Origin of the sequence: Paenibacillus sp. SAF-068, from assembly GCF_051967555.1 — a bacterium.
Taxonomy (GTDB): Bacteria; Bacillota; Bacilli; order Paenibacillales; family Paenibacillaceae; genus Paenibacillus.
The window spans coordinates 2,779,185-2,804,305 of sequence record NZ_JBQCJX010000001.1 but is presented as its reverse complement, the minus strand read 5'-3'; the positions used below and the strand labels follow the sequence as shown (position 1 = coordinate 2,804,305).

The 25,121-nt window shown below is 45.1% G+C and carries 25 protein-coding genes and 1 riboswitch; of the genes, 22 read left to right on the top strand and 3 right to left on the bottom strand.

Annotated elements, in window-relative coordinates; genetic code table 11:
• The first annotated feature begins 4 nt into the window (after positions 1–4).
• From ACTHPG_RS12065 to ACTHPG_RS11990, 16 genes are all read left to right on the top strand, one after another.
• Complete coding sequence (locus ACTHPG_RS12065; protein WP_440389571.1) at positions 5–1,027, top strand: SAF domain-containing protein; 1,023 nt, start codon at positions 5–7, stop codon at positions 1,025–1,027.
• A gap of 76 nt (positions 1,028–1,103) precedes the next feature.
• Complete coding sequence (locus ACTHPG_RS12060) at positions 1,104–1,817, top strand: hypothetical protein (RefSeq protein ID WP_440389569.1); 714 nt, start codon at positions 1,104–1,106, stop codon at positions 1,815–1,817.
• Entirely contained in the window at positions 1,814–2,644 is an 831-nt protein-coding gene (locus tag ACTHPG_RS12055; protein ID WP_440389568.1) for a hypothetical protein, read from the top strand. Before ACTHPG_RS12060 ends, ACTHPG_RS12055 begins: the two co-directional genes overlap by 4 nt.
• Before the next feature lie 7 nt (positions 2,645–2,651).
• On the top strand, positions 2,652–4,478 hold the full coding sequence (locus tag ACTHPG_RS12050; RefSeq protein WP_440389567.1) for a pilus assembly protein CpaF: 1,827 nt from the start codon (positions 2,652–2,654) through the stop codon (positions 4,476–4,478).
• Positions 4,468–6,534 carry a hypothetical protein gene (locus ACTHPG_RS12045; RefSeq protein ID WP_440389565.1) on the top strand — a complete coding sequence of 689 codons (2,067 nt, stop codon included), beginning with the start codon at positions 4,468–4,470 and terminating at the stop codon, positions 6,532–6,534. Before ACTHPG_RS12050 ends, ACTHPG_RS12045 begins: the two co-directional genes overlap by 11 nt.
• 61 nt (positions 6,535–6,595) lie before the next feature.
• Entirely contained in the window at positions 6,596–7,081 is a 486-nt protein-coding gene (locus ACTHPG_RS12040; RefSeq protein WP_062834890.1) for a hypothetical protein, read from the top strand.
• Positions 7,082–7,097: 16 nt separating this feature from the next.
• Complete coding sequence (locus ACTHPG_RS12035) at positions 7,098–7,496, top strand: hypothetical protein (RefSeq protein WP_440389563.1); 399 nt, start codon at positions 7,098–7,100, stop codon at positions 7,494–7,496.
• On the top strand, positions 7,496–8,047 hold the full coding sequence (locus tag ACTHPG_RS12030) for a hypothetical protein (RefSeq protein WP_440390233.1): 552 nt from the start codon (positions 7,496–7,498) through the stop codon (positions 8,045–8,047). Before ACTHPG_RS12035 ends, ACTHPG_RS12030 begins: the two co-directional genes overlap by 1 nt.
• Positions 8,034–9,017 (top strand): hypothetical protein, encoded by a 984-nt coding sequence (locus tag ACTHPG_RS12025; RefSeq protein ID WP_440389562.1) that lies wholly within the window; start codon positions 8,034–8,036, stop codon positions 9,015–9,017. Before ACTHPG_RS12030 ends, ACTHPG_RS12025 begins: the two co-directional genes overlap by 14 nt.
• A gap of 137 nt (positions 9,018–9,154) precedes the next feature.
• Positions 9,155–10,705 carry an ABC-F family ATP-binding cassette domain-containing protein gene (locus tag ACTHPG_RS12020; protein ID WP_339234495.1) on the top strand — a complete coding sequence of 517 codons (1,551 nt, stop codon included), beginning with the start codon at positions 9,155–9,157 and terminating at the stop codon, positions 10,703–10,705.
• A 75-nt stretch (positions 10,706–10,780) separates the two neighbouring features.
• Positions 10,781–10,890: riboswitch (TPP riboswitch) on the top strand.
• A gap of 231 nt (positions 10,891–11,121) precedes the next feature.
• On the top strand, positions 11,122–11,787 hold the full coding sequence (locus tag ACTHPG_RS12015) for a thiamine phosphate synthase (protein ID WP_440389560.1): 666 nt from the start codon (positions 11,122–11,124) through the stop codon (positions 11,785–11,787).
• A 14-nt stretch (positions 11,788–11,801) separates the two neighbouring features.
• Positions 11,802–13,037 (top strand): glycine oxidase ThiO, encoded by a 1,236-nt coding sequence (thiO, locus tag ACTHPG_RS12010; RefSeq protein ID WP_440389558.1) that lies wholly within the window; start codon positions 11,802–11,804, stop codon positions 13,035–13,037.
• Positions 13,034–13,237: a sulfur carrier protein ThiS gene (gene thiS, locus ACTHPG_RS12005; RefSeq protein ID WP_440389556.1), complete on the top strand. Its 204-nt coding sequence runs from the start codon at positions 13,034–13,036 to the stop codon at positions 13,235–13,237. Before thiO ends, thiS begins: the two co-directional genes overlap by 4 nt.
• Before the next feature lie 2 nt (positions 13,238–13,239).
• A complete protein-coding gene (locus ACTHPG_RS12000) occupies positions 13,240–14,007 on the top strand; it encodes a thiazole synthase (protein ID WP_440390232.1) in 768 nt (255 codons plus the stop codon).
• Entirely contained in the window at positions 14,004–15,053 is a 1,050-nt protein-coding gene (locus ACTHPG_RS11995; protein ID WP_440389555.1) for a ThiF family adenylyltransferase, read from the top strand. The genes ACTHPG_RS12000 and ACTHPG_RS11995 overlap by 4 nt, the downstream gene beginning before the upstream one ends.
• A 119-nt stretch (positions 15,054–15,172) precedes the next feature.
• Positions 15,173–15,877 carry a winged helix-turn-helix domain-containing protein gene (locus ACTHPG_RS11990; protein ID WP_440389553.1) on the top strand — a complete coding sequence of 235 codons (705 nt, stop codon included), beginning with the start codon at positions 15,173–15,175 and terminating at the stop codon, positions 15,875–15,877.
• Between the two features lie 106 nt (positions 15,878–15,983).
• On the opposite strand, the gene ACTHPG_RS11985 is transcribed toward ACTHPG_RS11990, so the two are convergent.
• Positions 15,984–16,484, bottom strand: coding sequence for a C40 family peptidase (locus ACTHPG_RS11985; protein ID WP_091029367.1), 501 nt, complete (start codon positions 16,482–16,484; stop codon positions 15,984–15,986).
• Positions 16,485–16,777: 293 nt separating this feature from the next.
• Positions 16,778–17,419: a thiamine diphosphokinase gene (locus ACTHPG_RS11980; RefSeq protein ID WP_440389551.1), complete on the bottom strand. Its 642-nt coding sequence runs from the start codon at positions 17,417–17,419 to the stop codon at positions 16,778–16,780.
• Positions 17,420–17,601: 182 nt separating this feature from the next.
• On the opposite strand from ACTHPG_RS11980, the gene ACTHPG_RS11975 reads away from it, so the two are divergent.
• Positions 17,602–18,303, top strand: coding sequence for a trimeric intracellular cation channel family protein (locus ACTHPG_RS11975; protein ID WP_440389550.1), 702 nt, complete (start codon positions 17,602–17,604; stop codon positions 18,301–18,303).
• Between the two features lies 1 nt (position 18,304).
• Positions 18,305–18,775 (top strand): low molecular weight protein-tyrosine-phosphatase, encoded by a 471-nt coding sequence (locus tag ACTHPG_RS11970; RefSeq protein ID WP_440389548.1) that lies wholly within the window; start codon positions 18,305–18,307, stop codon positions 18,773–18,775.
• 163 nt (positions 18,776–18,938) lie between these two features.
• On the opposite strand, the gene ACTHPG_RS11965 is transcribed toward ACTHPG_RS11970, so the two are convergent.
• On the bottom strand, positions 18,939–19,673 hold the full coding sequence (locus ACTHPG_RS11965) for an alpha/beta hydrolase (RefSeq protein WP_440389546.1): 735 nt from the start codon (positions 19,671–19,673) through the stop codon (positions 18,939–18,941).
• A gap of 256 nt (positions 19,674–19,929) precedes the next feature.
• Here ACTHPG_RS11965 and pdhA point away from each other — a divergent pair, with 256 nt between their 5' ends.
• From pdhA to lpdA, 4 genes are all read left to right on the top strand, one after another.
• A complete protein-coding gene (gene pdhA, locus ACTHPG_RS11960; protein WP_017688072.1) occupies positions 19,930–20,997 on the top strand; it encodes a pyruvate dehydrogenase (acetyl-transferring) E1 component subunit alpha in 1,068 nt (355 codons plus the stop codon).
• A gap of 101 nt (positions 20,998–21,098) precedes the next feature.
• Positions 21,099–22,076 carry an alpha-ketoacid dehydrogenase subunit beta gene (locus ACTHPG_RS11955; RefSeq protein WP_278294639.1) on the top strand — a complete coding sequence of 326 codons (978 nt, stop codon included), beginning with the start codon at positions 21,099–21,101 and terminating at the stop codon, positions 22,074–22,076.
• A gap of 176 nt (positions 22,077–22,252) precedes the next feature.
• Positions 22,253–23,575: a dihydrolipoamide acetyltransferase family protein gene (locus tag ACTHPG_RS11950; protein ID WP_440389544.1), complete on the top strand. Its 1,323-nt coding sequence runs from the start codon at positions 22,253–22,255 to the stop codon at positions 23,573–23,575.
• A gap of 3 nt (positions 23,576–23,578) precedes the next feature.
• A complete protein-coding gene (gene lpdA / locus ACTHPG_RS11945; protein ID WP_024630356.1) occupies positions 23,579–24,994 on the top strand; it encodes a dihydrolipoyl dehydrogenase in 1,416 nt (471 codons plus the stop codon).
• The last annotated feature ends 127 nt before the right edge of the window (positions 24,995–25,121 follow it).

Below are 25,121 nucleotides of genomic sequence, written 5' to 3'. Positions count from 1 at the left end.
TCTTTTGTCCAAATTAAGAAAACAAAGCCGTCAACTGATCTATGCCGGGCTTATCGGAGCAGGAGCTGTAGGGTTGGTGTTCGGAGGATATGTTATTTATAATGTCAAAACGATGGGGGATGTCAGGTCAGCCGTAGAAGCGCGTTATTTATCTGCATATGAGGAAAAGGAAGCTGAATTAAAGCAACAATGGGATTCTGGTGCACAAGGATGGGTAACGATTCGAGATATTGAAGCAGGTGAACCGATATTACCTGAAGATTTGAAGCTCATTGCTGTTCCGGATGCACAAGCACCGCGAAATCTCTGGTCCAGTACCAAGCAGATGGAAGGCCAAGTGGCCAAAATAGAGTTGAAAAAAGGAACAGCGATTACCACAGAGATGGTTTATGAGGATACTCCGGCTCCGCCTGATTTAAGAAATCGAGAGCTGCAAGTTGTATTACTGCCATCCTCACTCGCTAAGGGAGATATTATTGATGTTCGTATCCAGTTCCCGACAGGGCAGGATTATGTTCTCTTATCGAAGAAAAAAGTGGAACGGCTCAATGCAGCTACCTTATGGATTACGATGACGGAGGAAGAGATTCTGTCACTCTCAAGTGCAATTGTAGATGCCTATTTACATAAAGCTTCAATCTATGCCTTAACCTATGTAGAACCACAGTTTCAGACACCTGCAATTGCGACGTATCCTGCCAATTCAGAAGTGTTAAAACTGCTGGAGAGTGATCCGAATATTGTTCGACGAGCCGAACAGGAGTTATCCAGACAGGTGCGCAGTTCACTTGAAAGTTCACTGGCCGCCTCCGTGACAGCACCATCAAAAGGCGTTGAGCAGGATGTGGCACAATCTTCAGTTACCTATAACAGTCGTCCATCAGCAAATAATTCGGCAACGTCGGATGGAGTCATGTGGAATGATGGTTCAGGAAACGGAACAGGAGTTAATGCTGGAAGCGCAGATCATTCTGCGCATGCTTCACAATCAGACGAACAGCAGGGTCTGTTAACGGGCGGAGAATAGAGAGTAATACGAGTGTACACTTGAAATAAGTTCGGATAACAAGAGATTTTAGATAAAGAAAGGAGTTATAACATCTATGCATACATGGATCTTTGCGGGTTTATGTGAGAAGAATGATCTGATGCTATATCTTTGCAAGATATTGGCTTCGACAGGCAACAAGGTCTTGCTCGTAGATGGAACCTTACAGAAGAAGTATGGGTACGGTGTAGGTGACAGTCAGCAGTCTTTGCGAATTACGGAATTTGAGGGATTTGATATCGCTTGTCATTTTGTCACTTCAACAGCTGTGGAGAATCATCTTGAAGTAAATGGCGAGCGATTGGACATTTATGACTATGTGTTATATGACATGGAGACCTCGCATTTTGCTTCACGTAACCTTTGGCTAACCGCTGATGTAAGAGTGTGGGTGAGTGATTATGAGCGTTACAATCTGGAACGTGGCAAGGGCTGGTTGAAGCGGTTGCTTGAAGAACAGTCATTGCCTGGTGAGCTTTCATTTCAGCGGCTCTTAATTAATGGGGTTGACTGCAAGCTTGAAGCTCGGTATCTGTGGGCATATCTGGAAGGCAGTCCGTTTGTATGGACAGGAGAATCCTTAGTGCTCCCGTGGGATGAGTTAACAGCAGCGGTTAAGCTTGAGAATGAGCATCATCGCCGAGTTCATCTGGGACCCTTGTCGCGCAATTACAAAAAATCGTTGTGTCGCGTGGTTGAGCAGTTAACAGGTTGGGAAAGTGTTCGTAGTCGCCGTGCGGTGAAAGAAGCGGAGAGGATGAGAGCATGAGCACCATTACCTTTTGGAGTCCTTTTGCAGGAACGGGTTGCACTTCAAGCACATTAATTAGTGCTTATGCGATGGCACTTCACTACAGAACAAGGGTGTTACTTGTTAATGCAGGCCTTGCCGGAACTGGCACAGAAGCCGCTCTACCATCCAAAGATGCGGACTCAGCAGATTTTATGTTCTCCTTTGAAGAGGGTGGCTGGGATGCGATTGAACGACTGCATTCGAGCGGAAGTCTGAATAAGCACAATCTCAGGGATTATACCAAGCCACTAATGAAGGAAAGACTTGATTTTCTAACCGGAAGAATTGATGAGATGGAACGTTCTCCGCATGAACATGATGAGACTGTGAAAAAGCTGCTGAACGTAGCCAACGAGTATTATGATCTCGTTCTCCTGGATGCGGATCATGCTGGTGCTGATTCACAGCTCAAGCTGCAACAAGCGGACTATGTTGTCATTAATCTCGATCAAAATATGCGAAATCTGGAGTTGTTCTTTGAAGAGATCCTGCCAGAACGACTGAACAAACAGAATATGCATGTTGTAATCAACAAATACGATTCGCATTCCCGTGCAACGCTTTCCAATATTCGGCGCCAGTTCAGATACAAAGGCACGATCTCTGCGATCCCATACACAACCGGATACCTGGATGCAATGAATCGGCGAGATGTCGCCAGGTACTTGCAGTTGGAAAGCTTGTCTGAGGATAAGGATATTCGTAAAGGGAGCTTTGCTGCAAGCATGAGCGAACTCGCTCGCCTGATTATGGACGGTGCAGGTATGCGCACAGTTCTGAAGAGGCTGGAAAGGGGAGCCTGAACCTCCGATGCTCTGGAATACCATATGGATAAGTTTAATTTTGATTCTGTGCCTGACGTTTATCTGGTTCAAGTATAGAACGTATCTTCGTGAAAAGAATGCTCGTATTCCTGAACAGGAATCATTCACGATTGACACGCTGATTGAGAAGGTGAAGAACTCACTTCATGAGCTTAGTCATAGTCAACTCGCGGATGCGGGTCTGCACGAAGAAGAATATCGTCGAAGAATCAATCAACGTGCCGAGATGAGAAAAGCGCTGAAGGGCTGTGTCTCAGGCAGTATCAGTGACAAAACGTATGTCAAAAATCTGATAGGGGATCTGCTGACCCGAAGCATAGGTCTGAACAAATCCAATGTAGATGAAGTTATTTTGTTTGCGGAACCAGATTTGTTGATGATCCAGGACCGATTTGAGATTGTGTTTTATCTGTACCGACAACAATTCGGTGTGGATGCACTCTCCCGATTGATCGATACCTACGATCTGGGAAGGCTGAGAATGGAGGATGGTACGGACGACGGAGGGAGTTATTATATATCCGAGGAAGACATTCACTATGTTTTTGAGTGCGAATATCGAGAGCTTGGATTCAGAGAAAAGATAGATATCATCGTGCAGCGCATCTACCAGCACTATAAGGGCTTCTCGGTAGTTGATGAGATAAGGGACCAGCGTATTGACGGCGTTAGTGGTGGTGTCAGCGGTATGCTTGATGCTGTTCAAAATCTGGGACTTCGAAAACCGGCTTCATGGAATGATTTGCTGGATCAAGGGCTGGAGGATGATGTACATGAAGAACCGCTTAGCGGTATGGAAAGTGTCTGGATTTTTTATAAAGGTAAGTCCATTCATCTGTCCTTTCTGTCATTCGGCAGCATCCGTGAACTGAAAAGGGTATGCCAGAATATATACAAATACAATTATCCCGGACAGTTGTCGGAAGCAAGTGGATACAAAGTCAATGAGATGAAGGACGGCTCACGGGTCGTAGTTGTCCGTCCTCCTTTTGCAGAATCATGGGCGTTCTTTGTCCGGAAGTTCGATATTCCGAATGCTTCACTTGAACAATTGATTACAGGTAACAACGCAAATCTGCCGATTACATTGCTTCAATATCTGATGAAAGGAAGTCGGATTACGGCTGTAACTGGAGCACAAGGTTCTGGTAAAACGACGTTGCTTATGGCTATGGTCAAACACATCTATGCATCGTACACCCTTCGGGTGCAGGAGATGGCGTTCGAACTTCAATTAAGACGAATCTATAGCCGACGTAATATTTTGAGTTTCCGAGAGACTGAACATATTTCAGGTCAACAAGGGCTTGATTTGCAGAAAAAAACGGATGGTACCGTCAATATTCTTGGTGAGGTTGCAAGTGATGAGGTGGCTGCATGGATGATTCAAATGTCTCAGGTAGCAAGTCTGTTCACTCTGTTTACCCACCATGCCAAAACGTTTCGTGATCTGGTCTTCTCCCTTCGTAATTCCTTGCTCAAGACAGGCATGTTCCAGCATGAGCATATTGCTGAGGAGCAGGTGGTAAGTGTCATCAATTTCGATGTTCATATGAAGAAAGATGCTGAGGGACGAAGATATATCGAACGTATTACGGAATGTCTGCCTCGTGCGAATCAAGGTGACAGCGTGGAAGAGAGGGCAGGTTTTACATTTCGTAATGTTGTGGAGTACAGAGATGGAGAGTATGTTGCAACAGCTCCAATCTCTTCGGGATGCATGTTGGATATGCAAGAACAGATGACATTACAGGATGCCGCGAAATTTGAACAGTTTATGAAGCAACACTATGGTGATCTGCATGACAATTAAATGGGTTCTGCTCCTCGTATTAAGTATTTGTGCAGGAGGGTTGCTGATCACACTTCTGGTTTTAAGTGTGTTACGTCGCAAGGGAGGTCATTCAACAAATCCATCCGGCGTGATTCTGACTCCAGGCGGGAAGGGGTTCAAGGGACTGGGATCATTCTTGTTGCAGTCCTACCGCCTCGGAATGAAAGTTCCATTGCTATCTGCCTATATTCTACAAGTGCAAAAGCGTATTTCCTTTCGACATGTAGGGGATGAACCTTCACTTCGCAGACTGACGATGACTGTGGTTTTCATTATCCTGGGAGGTTATGGAGGCATAAGTGTCATTCTGTTTCTTCTACAGCCTGGTTTCGCTTTTGTAATATTGTCCGTGCTCTGTGCCGTGGTGCTAAACAGCCTGGTATTGGATATGTGCCTCAGTCGAATGGAGAAGAGGTTGCTGGTACAGATGCTGGATCTCTTTGCAGATGTAAGGCATCGGTACCATCAGCATGGCATGGTCGAGGAAGCGCTATATGAAGCCGCTGAAGCAGGTACAGGAGAAGCAGCAGAACAGGTAAGACTAATCTACGAAGCTCTAACTTCCCCAGATCCGAATGAAGCACTTGAACGTTATTATGAAGTGGCTCCCAACCGTTTTCTGAAAGGATTCGCAGGCGTTTCCTATATGGTCATGGAGTTTGGGGATAAGGACAGAGCTCAAGGTTCTATTTATCTTAAAGGACTGGGTAACCTGACTCAGGAGATTCATTTGGAAATATTACGGCGTGATAAATTGGATTATTTGCTCAAAGGACTTAATATCATCGCGCTCGCACCTGTATTGTTCACCGCTCCAATCGAACGCTGGGCTAGAGTCAGTTTTCCAACGATGGATGAATTTTACCGTAGCAAAATCGGTTTTGTAACCAAAATATCGATCTATGTGATCATCATCCTTGCCTATTTGCTGCTGCAAAGACTCCAACAATACGATGAGACCCGTTACCGGTCAGGGCATAAGCATTCATGGTTGGATCAATTTCTGTACAAACAAATGTTTATACGGAAATTGGCGATGTTGTTTGCAGCGAAACCTGGCAGTACACAGTACAGTCAAACGATACGGCTGATGAGGGAGAGCAGCTCTGAGTTGAAATATGAATGGCTTGCCATTCGTCGAGTAATGTTATTCGCAAGTTGTTTGGTCTTTACAATGGGTTGCATCTTGCTGTTGCATCAGGTTGAACGTAATCACATCTTGCATGATCCAATCCGGGATGACCGAATGTTTGGTGCAATGGCTGAAGCAGACCTCAGAAAGGCCGAGGAAAAAACAGCATTGGATCAATCGGTGCTGGAAAGTGTAGAAATGAACCGAGGAGCTACATACGAAGACATCGCGGGCGCGTTACAGCAGCTATCTCCCGTTCAGCTGGACCATGACACCCAGGCTGAGACGATCACACGCATTATGCAAAAACTTGAGGCTTATAACAAGCAATATGTACGCTGGTGGGAAATGATTATAGCGATTGTCTTGGGTGTAGCAGGGTATTACATGCCCATATGGCTCATGTTATTTCAGCGGAAAATGCGAAAGTTGGATATGCGACATGAAATTTATCAATTTCAGACGGTGATCTCCATTCTGCGTGAGATGGACCGGATGTCAGTCGAAGAGATATTGGAATGGCTTAATCGATTTGCCGTCATCTTCAAGCGTCCGCTGCAAAAATGTTTGTTGCATTTTGAACATGGGCCAGAGCATGCACTTGAACAATTAAAGGAAGAGGCGGGATTACCCGAGTTCCAACGACTGGTTGATAAATTGCAGCTCGCTCTCGGAAAAATCTCAATACGAGAAGCCTTCGATGATCTTGAGAGCATGATGGCATTTTATTTTGAACAACGCAAGCAAGAGTACAGCAAAATGATAGATGTCAAAGCATCATGGGGAAGGACGATTGGATTTACACCCATGTATGCACTTATCTTTTTGTATCTGGTCATTCCATTGGTCGGCATGAGCTTCTTGCAGATGAACATTTATTATGAGCAAATTCAGAAACTGTAGCACAGTTCGTCTGTGTGAAAGTCTGAAATAGATTAATAATTTATAATTGGGAGGATTTATCATGAACAATGCATCAAGCGCTTTAAAGGTGGCAGCAGGGATATTCCTGACGATCGCTCTGATCACAATTGTAGTTCTGTTATTTATTTCGGCTCAAGAGGCTACCAAGACCGCACAGAACAATTTTGCTGATATCCAGACCGAGCTGTCTCAGGCTGCATTTACGGTGTATGACGGAACAACCATCAGTGGATCACAGGTAACCAATGCGCTTCGTAAATACGCGGACAAGGATCAGTTCGGTATTCAGGTTATTACTGGTAAGAATAAAGCAGGTCAATGGTATGGCAACCAATTAAACATTTCACAGGATCTCAATAATGCCGACTACGGCTCGGTTATTGCTCCTGACGATAAAGTGGGAATTATTAACCAGACGATGAGTGAAAAAGACAATCAATATGTCAATCCAAGTGGTAAATTCAAAGCCATTATTGTAAAAGACCGTTCCAACGTGGTAAGAGGGCTGATCTTCCAGCAATCCTGACAGGAGTTGGTTTAGCATGTCCCAGAATACCCAGCATCTTATGTTGTTTTGTACGGCGGTTGTCCTGTTTGTGACAGCCTGCCTGTACGGGCAACATAATCTTAAGATCTTATCGGCAGCCTTGAACGACAGAGTACAGACAACAGCAGGTATGGAAGGTCGGCTGACAACAACACTGCATACCACTAAGCCTAATCAGTACAAGGGTGCGGAAGTATTGCATACCGTGAGGCAGATGACAGGCACAGGCATACCAGTGGAAGTAGATGGGACTTCCTATGTCATCGATCCACTTGTCAGCCAAACTGCGACGATTCCTGTTCAGCTCGATGCCATCTACATGCCTGATTTTATACGAAATGAAACTGGAGAACTGCTCAAGATTGTTTTTTGGAAGGAGGCCAGTGTGAATTGATGATTAATGTCGCATCCAAGTTACTCGCCGTACTGCTCGCAGTCCTTCTGCTATATGTGTATCCGGCTGCGGAAACAGCCGATCGGCAGGATGATATAGCACGTATGACGGCTGTTCAGAATGTAACACGTTTTGTCGATGCTGTTCGAACGAAAGGCTATATTTCCCCTCGTATGTTGGCTGAGTTTGAGGAGCAACTGGCCCAGTCGGGCAATGTGTATGAGCTGTCGATGGAACATTTACATAAGAAATATGTACCTCATTATACGGACCCGATGGACATTAACAGTTTTACCGGGACCTACGAGGTAGTACAGGATGGATATTATGCAGCTCAGATTCGAGAGAGACTATTCCCGCCCTCAGGTGTGATCTCGTCTGATAATCCTGGTCGAAGATATACGTTGACGACTGGGGATTTTTTCACCGTGACTCTCCAAAATACAAACCGTACGCCGTCCATGCTCATTCGTGAATGGCTCAGTGGTACGGCTCAGGCTTCAGCGGTATTTGTCACATACGGAGGAATGGTTCTTAATGAAGATTACTGAGCTATCCATTGTATTTGTGCTGATCTTCTTTCCGCTCTTCTGGATTATCTCACTTCATACCCAAGATGCTGAAGAGGCTAATTCTCTTGCGCATCGTTACAGATCTGCACTTCAAACCGCAGTCATGGATGCAGGCGCAGTCATGCATCAGAATGAGAAACAACTTGATGAAGCAGGTTATGATTCAACCAAATTTGTTAAAGCAGACAAGGAGCTTGCCTTGTTGACATTTACTCAGACAATGGCTTTGAATATGGGGATTCAGGATGATCCCGCAGCTATTAGAAACATGTTTAATTATATTCCTGCCGTGGTTATTCTGGATTACGATGGTTATTATATGCTGTCCACAGAAACAGAGTTGACGGGTAACCGTGATGATTCTTTCAGGCAAGTGTGGAGCCCCAAGAGACCTTATACATATTCAGATTCAAATGGTAGCAGTATTAACTTTACACTGGATGACTACGTATATGCTTACGACGCAAACGCAGGAAAATGGATTGAGGGGTTCCAAAAAGAACTCGCTGCTAGTTCTCAGATTCCTTTACTTCAAAATGCCGACGTATTTGAGCAAATTAGACGAAGCCGAATAGTGACTAGTGTGCAGGATGATCTGGCTGATGTGATTAACCGTCATAATGAGTTTGCCAGAAAGAATGGTATTTCCTATACATTCACGATGCCTCTGATTGCGCAAGAAGATTGGTACAATTCCATAAACGATACAGGGATTATGGCCTTTATCCAGGGGATAGGTGTGGGTGACCAGAAGATCAACAACTACGCAATCGGTGGAGGCAGACTTGTAAAGAAAGCAGCAATCGTTGGTGGGGTAGATCCTTTAACGGGTATCAAGTACTACTCTCGCCCCACATGTGGTAATGGTTACCGCGCCGAAGAGGTGTTCACAGATGCAAGACAAGCGGCTTCACAAGGTTATTTCGAATATAACTGCTCTAATCGTTAGAGTAGCCTGCATGACATATCATGGAAGAGGTTCCTGAACTCTTTACATTACTTTCAGAAAAGACGAGACCTGTGCTAGAATAGGGTTTCGGAACCATAATAAAAGTAATGTCTAATAGATAGGAGCAACCTCATCTTATGAGTTTATTGTCAGTAGAGAACGTGAGTCACAATTTTGGAGATCGTACGTTATTTAAAAATGTATCGTTTCGTTTACTCGCCGGAGAGCGCGTAGGACTTGTTGGTGCCAATGGTGTTGGTAAATCCACATTAATGAACATCCTTACCGGTAAATTGCTTAAAGACAGTGGAAAAGTGGAATGGACACCTAAGGTCCGTTATGGATACCTGGATCAGCACACGAAGCTTACACCAGGCAAAACGATTCGTGATGTGCTTAAGGATGCTTTCCTTCCGTTGCTCGAATTGGAAAAAGAAATGATGAATATTACAGACCAGATGGCAGATGCAGATCCAGATAAGCTGGAGCAGTTGCTTGAAGAGATGGGCGATATTCAGGAACAACTGGAGCAGGGCGACTTTTATCTGATTGACGTCAAAGTCGAAGAGATGGCCAATGGTCTTGGTTTGTCTGCAATTGGTCTTGATCGAGATGTTGCAGCTCTAAGTGGTGGACAACGTACCAAGGTGTTGCTTGCCAAGCTTCTGCTTGAGAAACCTACAGCTCTGCTACTGGATGAGCCGACCAACTATTTGGATGTAGAGCACATTGAGTGGCTGTCACGTTACCTGAAGGACTACCCGCATGCGTTCCTCTTGATCTCCCATGACACGGAATTCATGAATGAAGTGGTGAATGTTATTTATCATTTGGAATTTGCCAAATTAACCAGATATGCAGCGAACTATAACAAGTTCCTGGAGATGGCTGATATGAACAAAGCCCAGCATATTGATGCGTACGAGAAGCAGCAAGAGTACATCAAGAAGCAGGAAGATTTCATTCAGCGGAACAAGGCGCGTGCTTCAACTTCAGGTCGAGCGAAGAGCCGGGAGAAACAGCTGGACAAGATTGAACGTATTGATCGTCCAGATGAAGCGGCTAAACCAACGTTCAAATTCAAGGATGCTCGCGCGAGCAGTAAAACGGTCTTTGAGGGTATTGATTTTGAAATTGGATATACGTATCCTTTGCTGCCCAAAATGACGATGACGATTGAACGTGGTGAGAAAATTGCCATCGTAGGCTGTAATGGTGTAGGTAAATCGACACTGCTGAAGACCATCCTGGGGAAGATTTCTCCACTGAGTGGAAAGACCTTTTTGGGAGATTATCTCGAAACGGCCTATTTTGAACAGGAAGTTCGCGCTGGCAACATTACGCCGATTGAGGATGTGTGGAATGAGTTTTCACATTTGACTCAGAATGAGGTTCGGGGTCATCTCGCGCGCTGCGGGTTGAAAAATGAACACATTACCCGTCCGCTCAACATGCTGAGTGGTGGAGAGCAAGCCAAGGTTCGTTTATGCAAGCTCTTGATGCGTGAGAGCAACTGGATTCTATTTGATGAGCCAACCAACCATCTGGATGTTACAGCCAAAGCCGAGCTGCAACGGGCCTTGAAAGAATTCAAGGGAACGGTACTGCTGGTTTCTCACGAACCTGATTTTTACGAGGGTTGGGTCACGAAAACATGGAATGTTGAAGAGTGGTCTGAGAAAAACTAGACGATACAAGACCATGTTTAGCAGAAATGACGGTGACAAAAAAATCCGTCTATGGTAACATAGGCTACAACTTCATATGAACACTAGGGGGGCCGCACGATGCGGCTGAGATGGAAGAAAGCGATTCCGGACCCTTTGCACCTGATCTGGATCATACCAGCGTAGGGAAGTGGCAAGCGCGTTTCAGTGAATGACGTGAGCAAACGGCAACTCGAGAGGATTTCAACCGTCTGCTTAGCGAATTGAAACATGCAGTTCCGTGTTTAACAGTATGGCTATAAGTTCTGTAGCTTTTTTACACGAATTGAACTGTATGCATCAGTCAGTCATCTGATCCTATCATTAATACGCAGCCACTCCCCTACGGGAGTGGCTTTTTTTGTGTTTTATTAGAACTCACACCTGGAAGGAGAGGGATGATAACGGCATTTTCTCATGAACATGTTCACGACTCTTTTGAATTGCATGTTGTATCTACGGGTGCAGGGGATCAAGCATCTTTTGTAAATGCTGCAAAGGACGTTTGGCCATGGGTAGATTATATTCACATACGAGAGAAACAACTCCCATGGCAAGACAAGATCGGTTGGGCTGAAAGTCTGTGTAGCGTTGGCGTTCCATCTTGTCGCATCGTTATCAATGGTTCAGAATTGCCGTCACAAAATGCCATCTATGGAGGTGTACATTGGGGGCAAGAGGCTTTGCGCAAGTACAACTCCTACAATAATGTCATAAGCAATGTGCGGCGAATTCGAATGGGTGTATCTGTTCATTCCATCGAGGAGGCAAAAATCGCTGAAGAACGAGGAGCCGATTATCTTTTCTTCGGGCATGTCTACTTAACCAACAGTAAGCCTGATCTGGAACCAAGAGGGATATATGCTCTTGATGAAGTATGCAGAAGTGTCTCCATTCCAGTCATGGCTATCGGGGGCATAGAGCCGGGAAATATTCATGCGATCCGCGCTACAGGTGCACAGGGAGTCGCTGTGATCTCGAATGTATGGTCGAGCGATTTACCGGATCGGGCTGCGGCATCACTAAGGCAGGCTATCAATGCCACAGGAAGTCTGAAGCGCTGAAAGGAGATGAGAGGGTGAAAGATATCGTAACGTGTCAGAATAGGAATCAATTCAGTCATCGACTGAAACCTGAACCGGAATTAAGAAGCAAAAGTGTTGCTGATAGACCGGATAAGATTCGTGCAGAAACAATTATTGTAGGCGGAGGCGTTGTTGGGTGTGCCATTGCATACGAGCTTGCTTCCCGTGGACAGGACGTACTGTTGCTGGAGCGTTCGGCGATTGCAGGAGGCACTTCTTGTGCAGCGGCTGGAATGCTGGCGGCAGATAGTGAGGATTTTGTTCATCCCTTGATGGCTAAGCTTGCCAGGCAAAGTAGGCAGTTACTTATGGAGCAACAAGTGCTTATGGCTACCCTCAGCGAGGTAGAGGTTGGACTGCAACGCCATGGATTTCTCACTCCTTTTCGATCTTACAGCGAATTAAGCCGCTATAAGAACAATCGGAATTCTGGTGTGTCTGCTGATGAGGTGTGGTGGGATCGGTCCGTCGTGCAACAGGAGGCATCATGGCTTAACAGAGATACGTATGGAGCCTACTACAGACCTTACGAGAGTGAGATTCTTCCAATCCATTTAACGAAGGCCTACGCCGAATCCGCTCAATCAATGGGAGCGCGGATTATGGAGGAGATACAGGATATACGTGTGCAAGCAAACGAACACGGCGTGCAGGGGATCACTACATCAATCGGCGAGATGAAATGCAATCATGTCATTATAGCGGCTGGATTACAGAGTGAAGCATTGATGAGACAGGTGAATCTGAGCTTGCCTGTGTGGTCGGTAAAAGGTGAAATAGCCGCCGTTCAGTTCTCGGATGAACATGCAGCGTACAGACCTGACAGAACGGTGTATGCAGAGGATATCTATATTGTTCCCAAAGCCAATGGCGAAGTTTGGCTCGGAGCAACTAGTCTGCCAGGCAGAACGGACCTGAACGTTTCTGTACAGAGTGTTCAGAAGTTGCTAACAGCGGCAACCCACTGGGTACCCGGGATGAAAGAAGCGCGATTCATGCGAGCGTGGGCAGGTGTTAGACCGGCAACTCCAGATGGTTTGCCCTATATTGGTACATGCAAGAGTATACCCGGGTTGTTCGCCGCCTGTGGGCATTATCGCAACGGTATCTTGCTTAGTGCGATAACAGGCAGGCTTATCGCGGAGTTAATCGCTGGCAAAAGCTCAGAAGAACTCGGAATTGAGGCGCTGAGCCCTGAGCGATTGAACAGAGAGGGAGTGGTGCAGTGAATATCATCGTTAACGGTCAACGGATGGAGATTGAAGACAGCTTGAATCGAGTGGATAAATTGCTCCGATCATTTGACCTGCAAGTTAAGACTATAGTTGTAGAGTTAAACAGGCATATCTTAACGCGTGAGTATCATGAGACAACGGCGTTAAGAGAAGGCGATCGAATCGAGATTGTACATTTTGTAGGAGGCGGTTGATGATGTTGAACATTGGAAAGTATACATTTGAGTCCAGATTGTTACTCGGAACTGGCAAATTTTCGGATCTGGAAGTGCAAAGTCAGGCTGTGAAAGCATCTGAAACGGAAGTTTTAACCTTTGCTGTTCGTCGTCTGAATCTGGAGGAACGTAACCAGAAGCATTTCCTGGATACATTGGATCTGGACCAATACACACTTCTTCCAAATACGGCTGGAGCCTCCACTGCGGCAGAGGCGGTGAGGATTGCCGAGCTTGCGCGAGCTTCAGGACTTTGTGATATGATAAAAGTGGAAGTCATCGGAGATGGAATAACATTGCTTCCAGATCCGATTGAAACGTACAAGGCTTGCGAAATTTTGCTTGAAAAGGGTTTTACTGTGTTGCCTTATATTTCGGATGATGTCATTCTTGCCAAAAGGTTGCAATTGCTTGGCGTACATGCTGTAATGCCTGGTGCCTCCCCGATTGGAGCTGGCAGAGGTATTATTAATCCCTATAATCTTGAGATCATCATTGAGCAGGCCGTTGTGCCTGTGATTGTGGATGCAGGATTGAGATCCCCAAAGGATGTTGCGTATGCAATGGAACTTGGTGCAGATGGTGTATTATTGAATACAGCTGTATCCGGATCAGGAGATCCAGTGAGCATGGCTAAAGCGATGCGATTGGGGGTAGAGGCAGGTAGAATGGCTTATGAGGCAGGCATGATTCCCGTGAAGCGTTATGCAGCAGCCAGTAGTCCGGTGGAAGGAATGGTTCATACATGACAGATCATTTAACATCCTCAGAACAGGCCGATCGTTATTCCAGACAGGAACGCTACGCGCCACTTGGCAAGGAAGGCCAGGCCAGATTAAAGGGCAGCAGAGTTTTAATTGTAGGCGCTGGCGCACTCGGAACAGGGATCGCAGAGACGTTAGTACGTTCAGGGGTAGGACACTTAACGATTGTGGATCGTGATTATGTGGAGTGGAGTAACCTGCAACGACAGCAATTATATGTAGAGCAGGATGCCATTGAACGTATACCGAAGGCAATGGCGGCGGAAAAACGTCTATCTGCCATTAATTCCACGGTTCATGTGGAAGGAAAGGTATTGGATGTCAGAGTAGATGAATTGGAAGAACTCGTTCAGCGTACAGACTTGATCATGGATGCAACAGATAATTTTGATACCCGACTACTTATTAATGATATGGCACAGAAGCACCGTATTCCCTGGATTTATGGTGGATGCGTGGGTAGTTACGGCATCACCTATACGTTTATGCCAGGAGATACGCCATGTTTAAATTGTTTGCTGGGTGAAGTCCCGCTGGGCGGAGATACCTGTGATACGTCTGGTATCATACCACAAGCGGTACAGATGGTAACAGCTAATCAGACTGCAGAAGCGATGAAGTTACTTAGTGGCAATGCCAATGCATTGAGACGCAAGTTATTGTCATTTGACGTGTGGAGGAATGAATACATATCCATCAATGTGGATGGTGCGAAAAAGCAAGACTGTCCTTCCTGCGGCACTTCCGCAACGTATCCATATCTTTCTGCGTCCAATCTGGAGAAAACCGATGTGTTGTGTGGAAGGGATACCGTGCAGATCCGACCTGCTCGGCGCATGAATCTGAATCTCCAACATACCGCTGATCGCTTGAACAGACTTCAGGAAGGAAAGGTGGAATCCAATCCGTTTCTGGTTTCGTTTACAACGGGAGTCCATAGAATGGTCGTTTTCCAGGATGGACGTGTCCTCGTACACGGAACAAAAGATACAGCTGAAGCGCGTACGCTCGTTCATCGCTACTTTGGCTAAAGCAAGAAAGAAGCCAAGTCTGTTCCCTCGAGGGAATGGACTTTTTCATTTTACGGCATGCTAACTGTACCAACCATTGCTATGAGCAACGGGGATAGAGACAGGCCGGGTGAGAAACAGTGAAAACAGTCATTTTGCTGATTGGAGCAGGAGAGCAGATCAGTATTATTCACGACGTTTTATGTGCTGAAGGATATGAGGTACAACGAGTAGATTGGTCTGAACTAAAACAATCCGTCGAGCCTTCGTTGCTGCATATTAACCTGATCATCCTGGTAGACCGGGAAGAGGGGAGTACGCATCGTGATCCGGACCAGATAGTAGAGTTGAAAAGATGGATAGATAAAGGTCAAGTTATCCCTCTACTGGTTATCACTTCAAATGCATCTCCTCAGTTCATCGTGGAATGGCTGGATTACGGAGCTAATGACGTGATGGAGGAGCCCTTCCACTTGACAGTGCTGCTCGCCAGAATACGAAATTTATTGCGTGTTTTTACGAATGCAACACAAGAGGGTGAAGAAGTAATTGTAGTTCATGATCTTAAAGTGAATTTGCGTTCAAGGCGGGTGAATCGTGCGGGTGAGTACTTAACATTAACGCCAAAAGAGTATGAATTGCTGGAATTTCTGGCCTTGCATGTGAATGAAGCATGTACACGGAGTGATATTTTGCGGGAAGTATGGGGATATGAGTATGCCATGGATACCAATGTTGTGGACGTGTATATCAAACATCTGAGGGTTAAGGTGGATAAGGGAAGAAGTGTGAAACTGATTCATACTGTGCGTGGGATCGGCTACATGCTTCATGATAAAAATTAAATAATCATCCAATTCCATGAAACTCCAGTTTAGCATGTGGCGAAAAAAGGGTAATTAAAAAGACCGGAACAGTTTCTCCGGCCTTTCATCTTAGTGATATATATTTCTAAAGTACACGACGAGCTTTAACATAAGTTCTCTTCCAAGTACCAGAGTCCAGATCCGAGAGGGTAACGCCTGGAGATCCGTACGTATGCAGAATCTTACCATTTCCAGCGTACACGCCTACGTGAGTGACATTGGAACCGGTAGAACGGCTACCACTGGAGAAGAACACCAGGTCTCCGACACGCAGATTAGCTTTAGACACAGCTTTACCTTCTTTGGATTGTTTTACGGAAGTGCGCGGCAAGTCTACACCATACTTTTTGAAAATATATTTCATAAAAGAAGAGCAGTCAAAAACTTTGGTTGTTGATGTTGAAGCACCAAATTTATATGGAGTTCCAGTAAATTGTTTACCATAGTTAACAATCTGTTGACCTGTGGACACAGAAGCAGTTGCTGCCTGTGCAACAGGGGCGTTAGTCATTAATACAGCTCCAAAACCTAGTGTAGCGCACAACCCGACGGTTACGGCCTTTTGGACAAAGATGTTTGTTTTCATGTTAGTTAGTACCTCCAAAATTCGTTTTCGTTAAGTTGCTAGAGCGAGTATAACAGCTTTGTAACAGCCTAGAAATTGGATAGGAATGTGTAATCCCTTGTGCCACAGTGGTTTGGGTATGTTTATTAAAATACAATTAAAAATGTCAAAAAATTAATCATTGACGAATGATATATAAAGATGAAATAGAAAAGGCCCTTGAATCTCAAGGGTCTTTGTTGTGTATGAACCTGTTTTCTGATCGAAATCACTGGTTACAAAAACGTAATAATTAAGATGACATGTGGATACCTTTAGTCTTTGCTTTGAATGATTAGTAGTAAGCCACTATCAATCGTGACTGTGCCGGAAGTGCCTAGGAGTTGGTTGCTTACACCCAAGGATTGTCCCATGCGAATGGTGGCTTGATCCAGCGGATACATAAAACCCTCCAGCGTTATTCCTGTAACTTCATGGGTCAAGGGGAGTAAAGAAACATATTTATAGTCACGGTGCTCAACCACAGCTTTGGTTGTTGTGAGTGTCATGTAGTTATGCTTGTCCTGAATGGCACAGGAGATATGATGCTGCATTGCGCGAACCATAATATGTACATTAGCGAGTGTATGATCCATCCGAGTACCTGTGGCACCTAACATGAGAATATGAGTAGGTTCGTGATCCAACGCTGTTTCAAAAGCCATTTCCGTATCAGTAAGATCCTTATGAACAGGGTCGCATGTAATGAATGTTGTGCTGTTGTTACTAACAATTATACGTTCCTCTTCGGAGATAGAATCGAAATCTCCAACTGCAACATGAGGCTGAATGCCGTGTTCAATCAAAAATAATGCGCCGCGATCGGCCGCGATGATCATGTCATCTTCCCGCATTTCCTGAAGTAATTCCGGAGATAGATTTCCGCCTGTAAATATAACAATCCGTTTCACCGTCATTTGATTACATCCTTCCTAATTCAGAGAAAAATAGTTCATTGTTCAAATATGGTGTTGAAACCTGTGCAAATATATTCATTAAACCAGTATAATCCACAAAATGTGGTTGCACAATTTCAGTGCTCGCGGATACAATGGGTAGAGCGACATGGAGATGACTTGAAAAGTGAGGTTTGAACAGGTTGGACTTACACATTTTTGAAGTATTCAGTATTATAGGAACCATCGCATTTGCGATGTCCGGCGCCTTCGTGGCAATGGAAGAGGAGTATGACATTTTGGGTGTACTGGTGCTAGGACTTGTCACGGCATTCGGAGGCGGGATTATCCGGAATGTACTTATAGGTATACCTGTAACGACACTATGGAGCCAGGGATCACTTATTATGTTAGCCTTAGTATCTGTAGCCGTCGCCTTTATATTGCCTCTCAAGTGGATTAGTCACTGGAAGCGAACAGAGGCGTTATTTGATGCAATCGGACTTGCAGCATTTGCAATCCAAGGGGCTCTGTATGCGGCGAACATGGGACATCCTATTAGCGCAGTTATCGTAGCAGCAGTAATGACCGGTATTGGTGGAGGCGTTATTCGTGATGTGCTTGCTGGACGCAAACCGCTTGTATTGCGTGACGAAATCTATGCTGTATGGGCGATGACAGCCGGGTTTGTTATAGGTATGGGCTGGTTAACAACCAATGTTGGATTATTACTATGTTTCGCGGCCGTTGTGTTCTTCCGGATGTGTTCTGTACATTATAAATGGAAACTGCCACGTCGTTCGTTGGTGCCATCCGAGACGGGGAGCGTCAGTCCTCAACCGGAGAGTATTGCAACACAGCCCAAATCGTCGGTACTTCAAGGTACGTTAAGCAAGGGGGATTAATATGATTAACGTTTTGTTTGTATGTCTGGGCAATATATGTAGATCACCAATGGCTGAAGCCGTTCTGCGTCACAAAGTCCTAGAGAAGGGGCTTGAACACCAGATTAGAGTGGACTCTGCGGGTACAGGTGACTGGCATGTTGGTAAACCTCCGCATGAAGGGACTCGAAGATTGCTGGATTCGTACCAAATATCTTATGCGGACATGGCAGCGAGACAATTTGCCAGCGAAGACTTTACTCATTTTGATTACATTGTGTGTATGGATAATTCGAATGCAGATAATGTACGCAATGTTTCAGGCGGAGCTGAGGCAGATATCATCAAGTTTATGGACATGCTTCCGGAGGAAAAACTCAGGGAAGTACCTGACCCGTATTACACAGGCAACTTTGAAGAGGTATACGAATTGGTTAACGCAGGTTGTGATGTTCTGTTGAGGAAGATTGAAGAGGAACATTCCATAACCTAGTAAATAAGCCTGATATGATATTTAACTTGTAATCGGACAAAGAAGCAGGAGTGAGCAATCAATTTGGCAGGTATCCTGCTTCTTTTTCAGGTTATAATTGTAAGCGTTATCATTATGGGGTGAAACAAAAGCGGCATTTCAGCCGCCTGTTGATGGGGTCTATTTATCCTTCTTGGAGAAAATAAAGCAATGCTTCTGGCAATTCATTTTGCCAAAAACCCCACTGGTGGTTCCCGTCTTTCTCCTGATAGGAGACGATAGCGCCTCGTTTTTCCAGCAAATCACGGGTATCCCGGTTCAATTGTACAAAATCATACGTTCCAGTGTCTGCTTGGAAGGCAGTCTCCTGTAAACCAACGATCATCCAAATCGAGAGCCAGGACAAATCTTCGGCTGCTGCATAGATTTCCTGCGAAGCGGAGTAGAAGGCCCCGGACATGCTGATGACACGTGTGAATAGATCCGGATATAACAGAGCAAGATGAAGCGAAACACTGCCACCGAGCGAGTCTCCGGCAAGAACACGTTCCTGCGGAGAACGACGTACAGGATATTTCTCTTCTATATAGGGAATAATCTCTTCAGCGAAGCAAGCGGTATATGCCTTGAACCGATCTCCGAATGGAGCATATTCCTGTGTTCTCACAGACACATCGACCTGAACACCTACAATAATGAAAGGTTCGGCTCCTTCGTCCAAGATAATTCGGTTAGCTGTTGTGGCTATTCGCCCGAAATTGAAAAACTCTTCGCCATCCTGACAGTATACGACAGGGTAGCTAAGTAATTCGTTATAGCCCGGAGGAAGGTAAATACGGAGTGTTCGTTTCTCTCCGAGATAGCGACTTTCAATCTCTTCCTTCACAATCGTGCGTTTCAAATAGCGGGAATCCGTCATAAAACGTCACCTTTCTCGGTTAATTTTTTGCATTCGACCGCGCAATACGGTAAGATTACCCTTGTGCGGGGTTAGGTCAAACACGCAATCATGTATTATGCTGTTATACCAATATTAAGCCCCTGTTATACATACAATCCGACAGGAAACATAAAAAAATTACGGATTTCTTTGACGTATGGAGTGAAACAGGTGTATAATAATATTATAACAGCGGAACTTGATATTCAAATTTTTTGTTGAGGTGAAGAAAAAAATGAGCAAGGTTCCTTATGAAGTGTATACAGAGGATGTAGAAGCTCTGTCCGTGCTGTCTCCTGACGGCGAAATTGTTAACAAAGACATGATGCCTACACTTTCCGATGATCAATTAAAAGAAATTATGTACCGCATGGTATTTACCCGTACTTGGGATGACCGTGCAGTAAACCTGGGCCGTCAAGGTCGTCTTGGTTTCTATGCTCCAGTATCTGGTCAAGAAGCTACAATGGTTGGTAGTGAATTTGCAATTGAAAAAGAAGACTTTGTATGTCCTGGCTATCGTGACATTCCGCAACTCGTATGGCATGGACTTCCTCTTTATCAAGCATTCTTGTACTCCCGTGGACACCAACATGGTGGACAAATTCCAGATGGCGTTAATGTATTGATGCCACAAATCATCATTGGTGCACAAATTCTGCATGCAATGGGTATCGCTATGGGTTACAAACTGAAGAAACAAAAACAAGTTGTTATCACGTACACAGGTGATGGCGGTTCTTCCGAAGGTGACTTCTATGAAGGTCTGAACTACGCTGGTGTATACAAACTGCCTGTTATCTTCTTCGTACAAAACAATGGTTATGCCATCACAACTCCTTTTGCTAAACAAACAGCAGCTCTGTCCATCGCTCACAAAGCGGTAGCGGCAGGTATCAAAGGTGTTAAAGTTGACGGTATGGACATCTTCGCTGTTATCAAAGCTGTTCAGGAAGCTGCTGAGCGTGGACGTAACGGAGAAGGCGCAACATTGATCGAAGCAGTAACATACCGTTTCCGTCCTCACTCCCTTTCGGATGATGCTTCCAAGTATCGTACAAAAGAAGAAGAGGCAGAATGGTCTGCTAAAGATCCTATCGCACGTTTTGCTAAATATCTGGAGAAAAAAGGTCTTTGGACTGAAGAAGATACAGCACGTGTGAAAGAAGAAGCAAAAGCTAAAGTGAACGAAGAGATCAAAAAAGCGGAAAAAACCGAGAAAATGACGATTTCAGGCTTGATCGACAGCATGTTCGAACAAACGCCTAAGCACTTGGAAGAGCAAAAAGCTGATTTCCAATAAGTTTTTTCCGATAAAGCATAAACATCCGCGACTTTAATGTCCCGGTATACATGTACGAACTCAAATGTGAACTGTCAATGTTTAAGGAGGAAATGAAGCAAATGGCACAAATGAACATGAAAGAAGCAATCCGTGATGCGCTTCGCGTGGAGTTGAAACGTGATCCTAACGTTCTGCTTTTCGGTGAAGACGTAGGTAATGTAGGCGGCGTTTTCCGTGTAACGGAAGGTCTGCAAAAAGAGTTTGGCGAAGAGCGTGTATTTGATACACCACTGGCTGAGTCCGCTATTGGTGGTCTGGCTGTAGGTCTGGGTGTACAAGGCTTCCGTCCGGTTGCTGAGATCCAATTCGTTGGTTTTATCTTCGAAGCCCTTGACCAAATGGTAGTTCAAGCTGCTCGTATGCGTTTCCGCTCCGGTGGAAAATACAATTCTCCGATCGTATTCCGTACACCATTCGGTGGCGGCGTAAAAGCGGCAGAATTGCATACAGATTCCCTGGAAGGTCTGCTCACGCAAACTCCGGGTATCAAAGTAGTTGTTCCTTCTAACCCATACGATGCAAAAGGTCTGATGATCGCTTCCATTCGCGATAACGATCCTGTATTCTTCATGGAGCACTTGAATCTGTATCATGCTTTCCGTGCAGAAGTGCCTGAAGAAGATTACGTTGTTGAATTGGGTAAAGCGAACGTTGTTCGTGAAGGTTCCGATGTAACAATCATTACTTACGGTATGATGGTTCACACTTCTGTGAAAGCAGCAGAGGAACTCGAAAAACAAGGAATCAAAGTTGAAGTTATCGACCTTCGTACGGTTAGCCCGATCGACATCGATACCATCGTTGCTTCCATCAAGAAAACAAACCGTGCAATTGTTGTACAGGAAGCTCAAAAGAGCGCAGGTGTTGCAGCTGAAGTCATTGCCCAAATCAATGAAAAAGCAATCCTGCACTTGGAAGCACCGGTTCTGCGTGTAGCTGGTCCGGATACTGTATATCCTTTTGCACAAATCGAAGATACATGGCTGCCTAACCCGGCACGTATCGTTGCTGCGGTTAATAAAGTCGTAAATTTCTAATTTAATCATCTGACATGCCGCAAGGCGCAGTATGGTGATTCACACCGCAGCGCAGGCTGCACTGTAAACAGCCATTAGCCCCTTGAGTAACAGTTATTTGCATTAGCAGTAACAGTTGGTTCTTGGAGTTAAGGGTTGTTTTCAGGATTGAGCACATAATCAAGGAGGTTTTTCAGTTGGCTAAATTTGAATATAAATTCCCTGAACTAGGCGAAGGTCTACACGAAGGTGAAATCATCAAGATGCACATCAAAGTCGGTGACAAAGTAACTGACGATGACATCATCATGGAAGTACAAAACGACAAAGCGGTAGTTGAAGTACCTTGTCCGGTTAACGGAACAGTTACAGAAGTATTCGCTAAAGATGGTCAAATCTGCCACGTTGGTGAAGTTGTAGCGATAATTGATGCAGAAGGTGAAATTCCTGAGCAAGACGACGCTCCTGCTGGTGATCAAGGCGAGCAAGAGAAAGATGCAGCTCAAGGTGGAGCTGATACTAGCGGTTCTTCTGCAGCAGCTTCCAGCTCGGACGCAGCTAAAGAAGGCGGCAACAACAGCGTTCCAGCAGTACCTGCCAAAGACGTTTTGGCAACACCAAGCGTGCGCAAATTTGCTCGCGAACAAGGAGTAGACATCGCTCAGGTTAACGGTACTGGCAACAACGGTAAAGTAACCAAAGAAGATGTTGAATCTTTCAAAAACGGTGGCGGTTCTTCCGCATCGGCATCTTCCGAAGCTCCGGCTCAAGAAGAGAAAAAATCCGCAGCACCAGCAGCGGCTGCAGCTGATCAATACCTTGAAGAAGAGCGCGTACCATTCAAAGGTATCCGTAAAGCGATCTCTAATGCAATGGTTAAATCGGCTTACACAGCACCTCACGTTACAATCATGGACGAAGTGGACGTAACTGAATTGGTTGCTTTCCGTACTCGCATGAAACCAATCGCTGAGAAAAAAGGAACAAAAGTTACGTATCTGCCATTCATCGTTAAAGCACTGGTTGCGGCTTCCCGCCAATTCCCGGCTCTGAACGCTATGATTGATGAAGAAGCTAACGAAATTGTTTACAAAAAATACTACAACATCGGTATCGCAACAGATACAGACAACGGCTTGATCGTTCCTGTTATCAAAGATGCTGATCGTAAATCCATCTGGATGATCGCTGATTCCATTCGTGATCTGGCAGCTCGTGGCCGCGACGGCAAATTGAGCGCAAACGAAATGAGAGGAAGCACAATTTCCATCAGTAACATCGGTTCTGCTGGCGGTATGTTCTTCACTCCAATCATCAACTTCCCTGAAGTTGCTATTCTCGGAACAGGACGCATCAGCGAAAAAGCAGTAATCAAAAACGGTGAAGTAGTTGCAGCACCTGTAATGGCTCTTTCCTTGAGCTTTGACCACCGTATCATCGATGGCGCAACAGCACAAAACTTTATGAATTACATTAAACAGCTGCTCGCTAACCCTGAGCTGCTTGTTATGGAGGTGTAAGATATGGTAGTAGGCGACGCTTCTCTAAATATCGACACATTGGTAATTGGTGCGGGTCCTGGCGGCTATGTAGCTGCCATCCGCGCTGCTCAACTGGGCCAAAGCGTATTGATCGTTGACAAATCCGAACTGGGCGGAGTTTGTTTGAACCGTGGATGTATTCCATCCAAAGCCTTGATCTCTGCTGCACACCAATATGAGTCTGCACTTCACGGTGAAGCTTTTGGTATCTCTGCTGAGAACGTAAAAGTGGACTTCAGCAAAACTCAAGAATTCAAAAACGGCGTTGTTAAGAAAATGACTGGCGGCGTAGCTGGTTTGCTCAAAGGCAACAAAGTTGAAGTTTTCAACGGTGAGTGCATGTTCATCAACGAAAACGAAGCTCGTGTATTCAATGACCACGAGTCTCCACGTTACAAATTTAAAAATGCAATTATTGCAACAGGTTCCCGTCCAATCGAACTGAAGCCTTTCCCGTTTGGCGGACGCATTCTGTCTTCGACAGAAGCTCTGAACTTGCCTGAAGTACCAAAAAGCATGATCGTTATCGGTGGCGGATATATCGGTGCCGAGCTTGGTCAAATGTACTCCAAATTCGGTGCGAAAGTAACTATCATCGAAGGTTTGGATACAGTACTGCCAGGTTTCGATAAAGACATGACTAGTCTCGTAGCTAAAAACATGAAGAAAACAGGCATCGAAATCGTAACGGGTGCAAAAGCAGAAAGTGCTGAGCAAACGGACAAAGATGTAACTGTTAAATATTCTGTAAATGGTGAATCCAAAGAAGTTACTGCAGATTACCTGCTGGTAACGGTTGGACGTCGTCCAAACACAGATGGTGAGCTTGGTCTGGATCTGATCGGTGTAGACGTTGACGAGCGTGGATTCGTTAAAGTTGACCACCAAGGCCGTACTAGCATTCCACACATCTTTGCAATTGGTGATATCGTATCTGGTTTGGCTCTGGCACACAAAGCTTCATATGAAGGTAAAGTGGCTGCCGAAGCAATCGCAGGACAACCATCTGTAGTTGACTACAAATGTATGCCAGCTGTTGTGTTCACAGATCCAGAGTGTTCCAGCGTAGGTTACACTGAAAAAGAAGCTAAAGAAAAAGGTTACAAAGTAAAAGCAGGCAAATTCCCTTATGCGGGTAACGGCCGTGCTGTATCTTTGAACCACGCTGAAGGCTTCGTGAAAATCGTAGCTGACGAAGAAAGCGGCCTTGTATTGGGTTGCCAAATCGTAGGTCTGGAAGCTTCCAACTTGATTGCTGAGCTTGGTTTGGCAATTGAAATGGGCGCTACTTTGGAAGATCTGGCTCTCACAATTCACGCTCACCCAACTTTGGGCGAAATCGTGATGGAAGCTGCGGAATTGGTTATGGGTCACCCGATCCACATCATCTCCCGTTAAGATCATCTAAGCTTCGGATCCGTCCGGCATTATACGTATATCAGAAGAGACGAATGACGCTAACGCGTTATTCGTCTCTTTTTTTGAGCAAACGCCTAGAAATTTAAGATACAGTGTATATGATTAT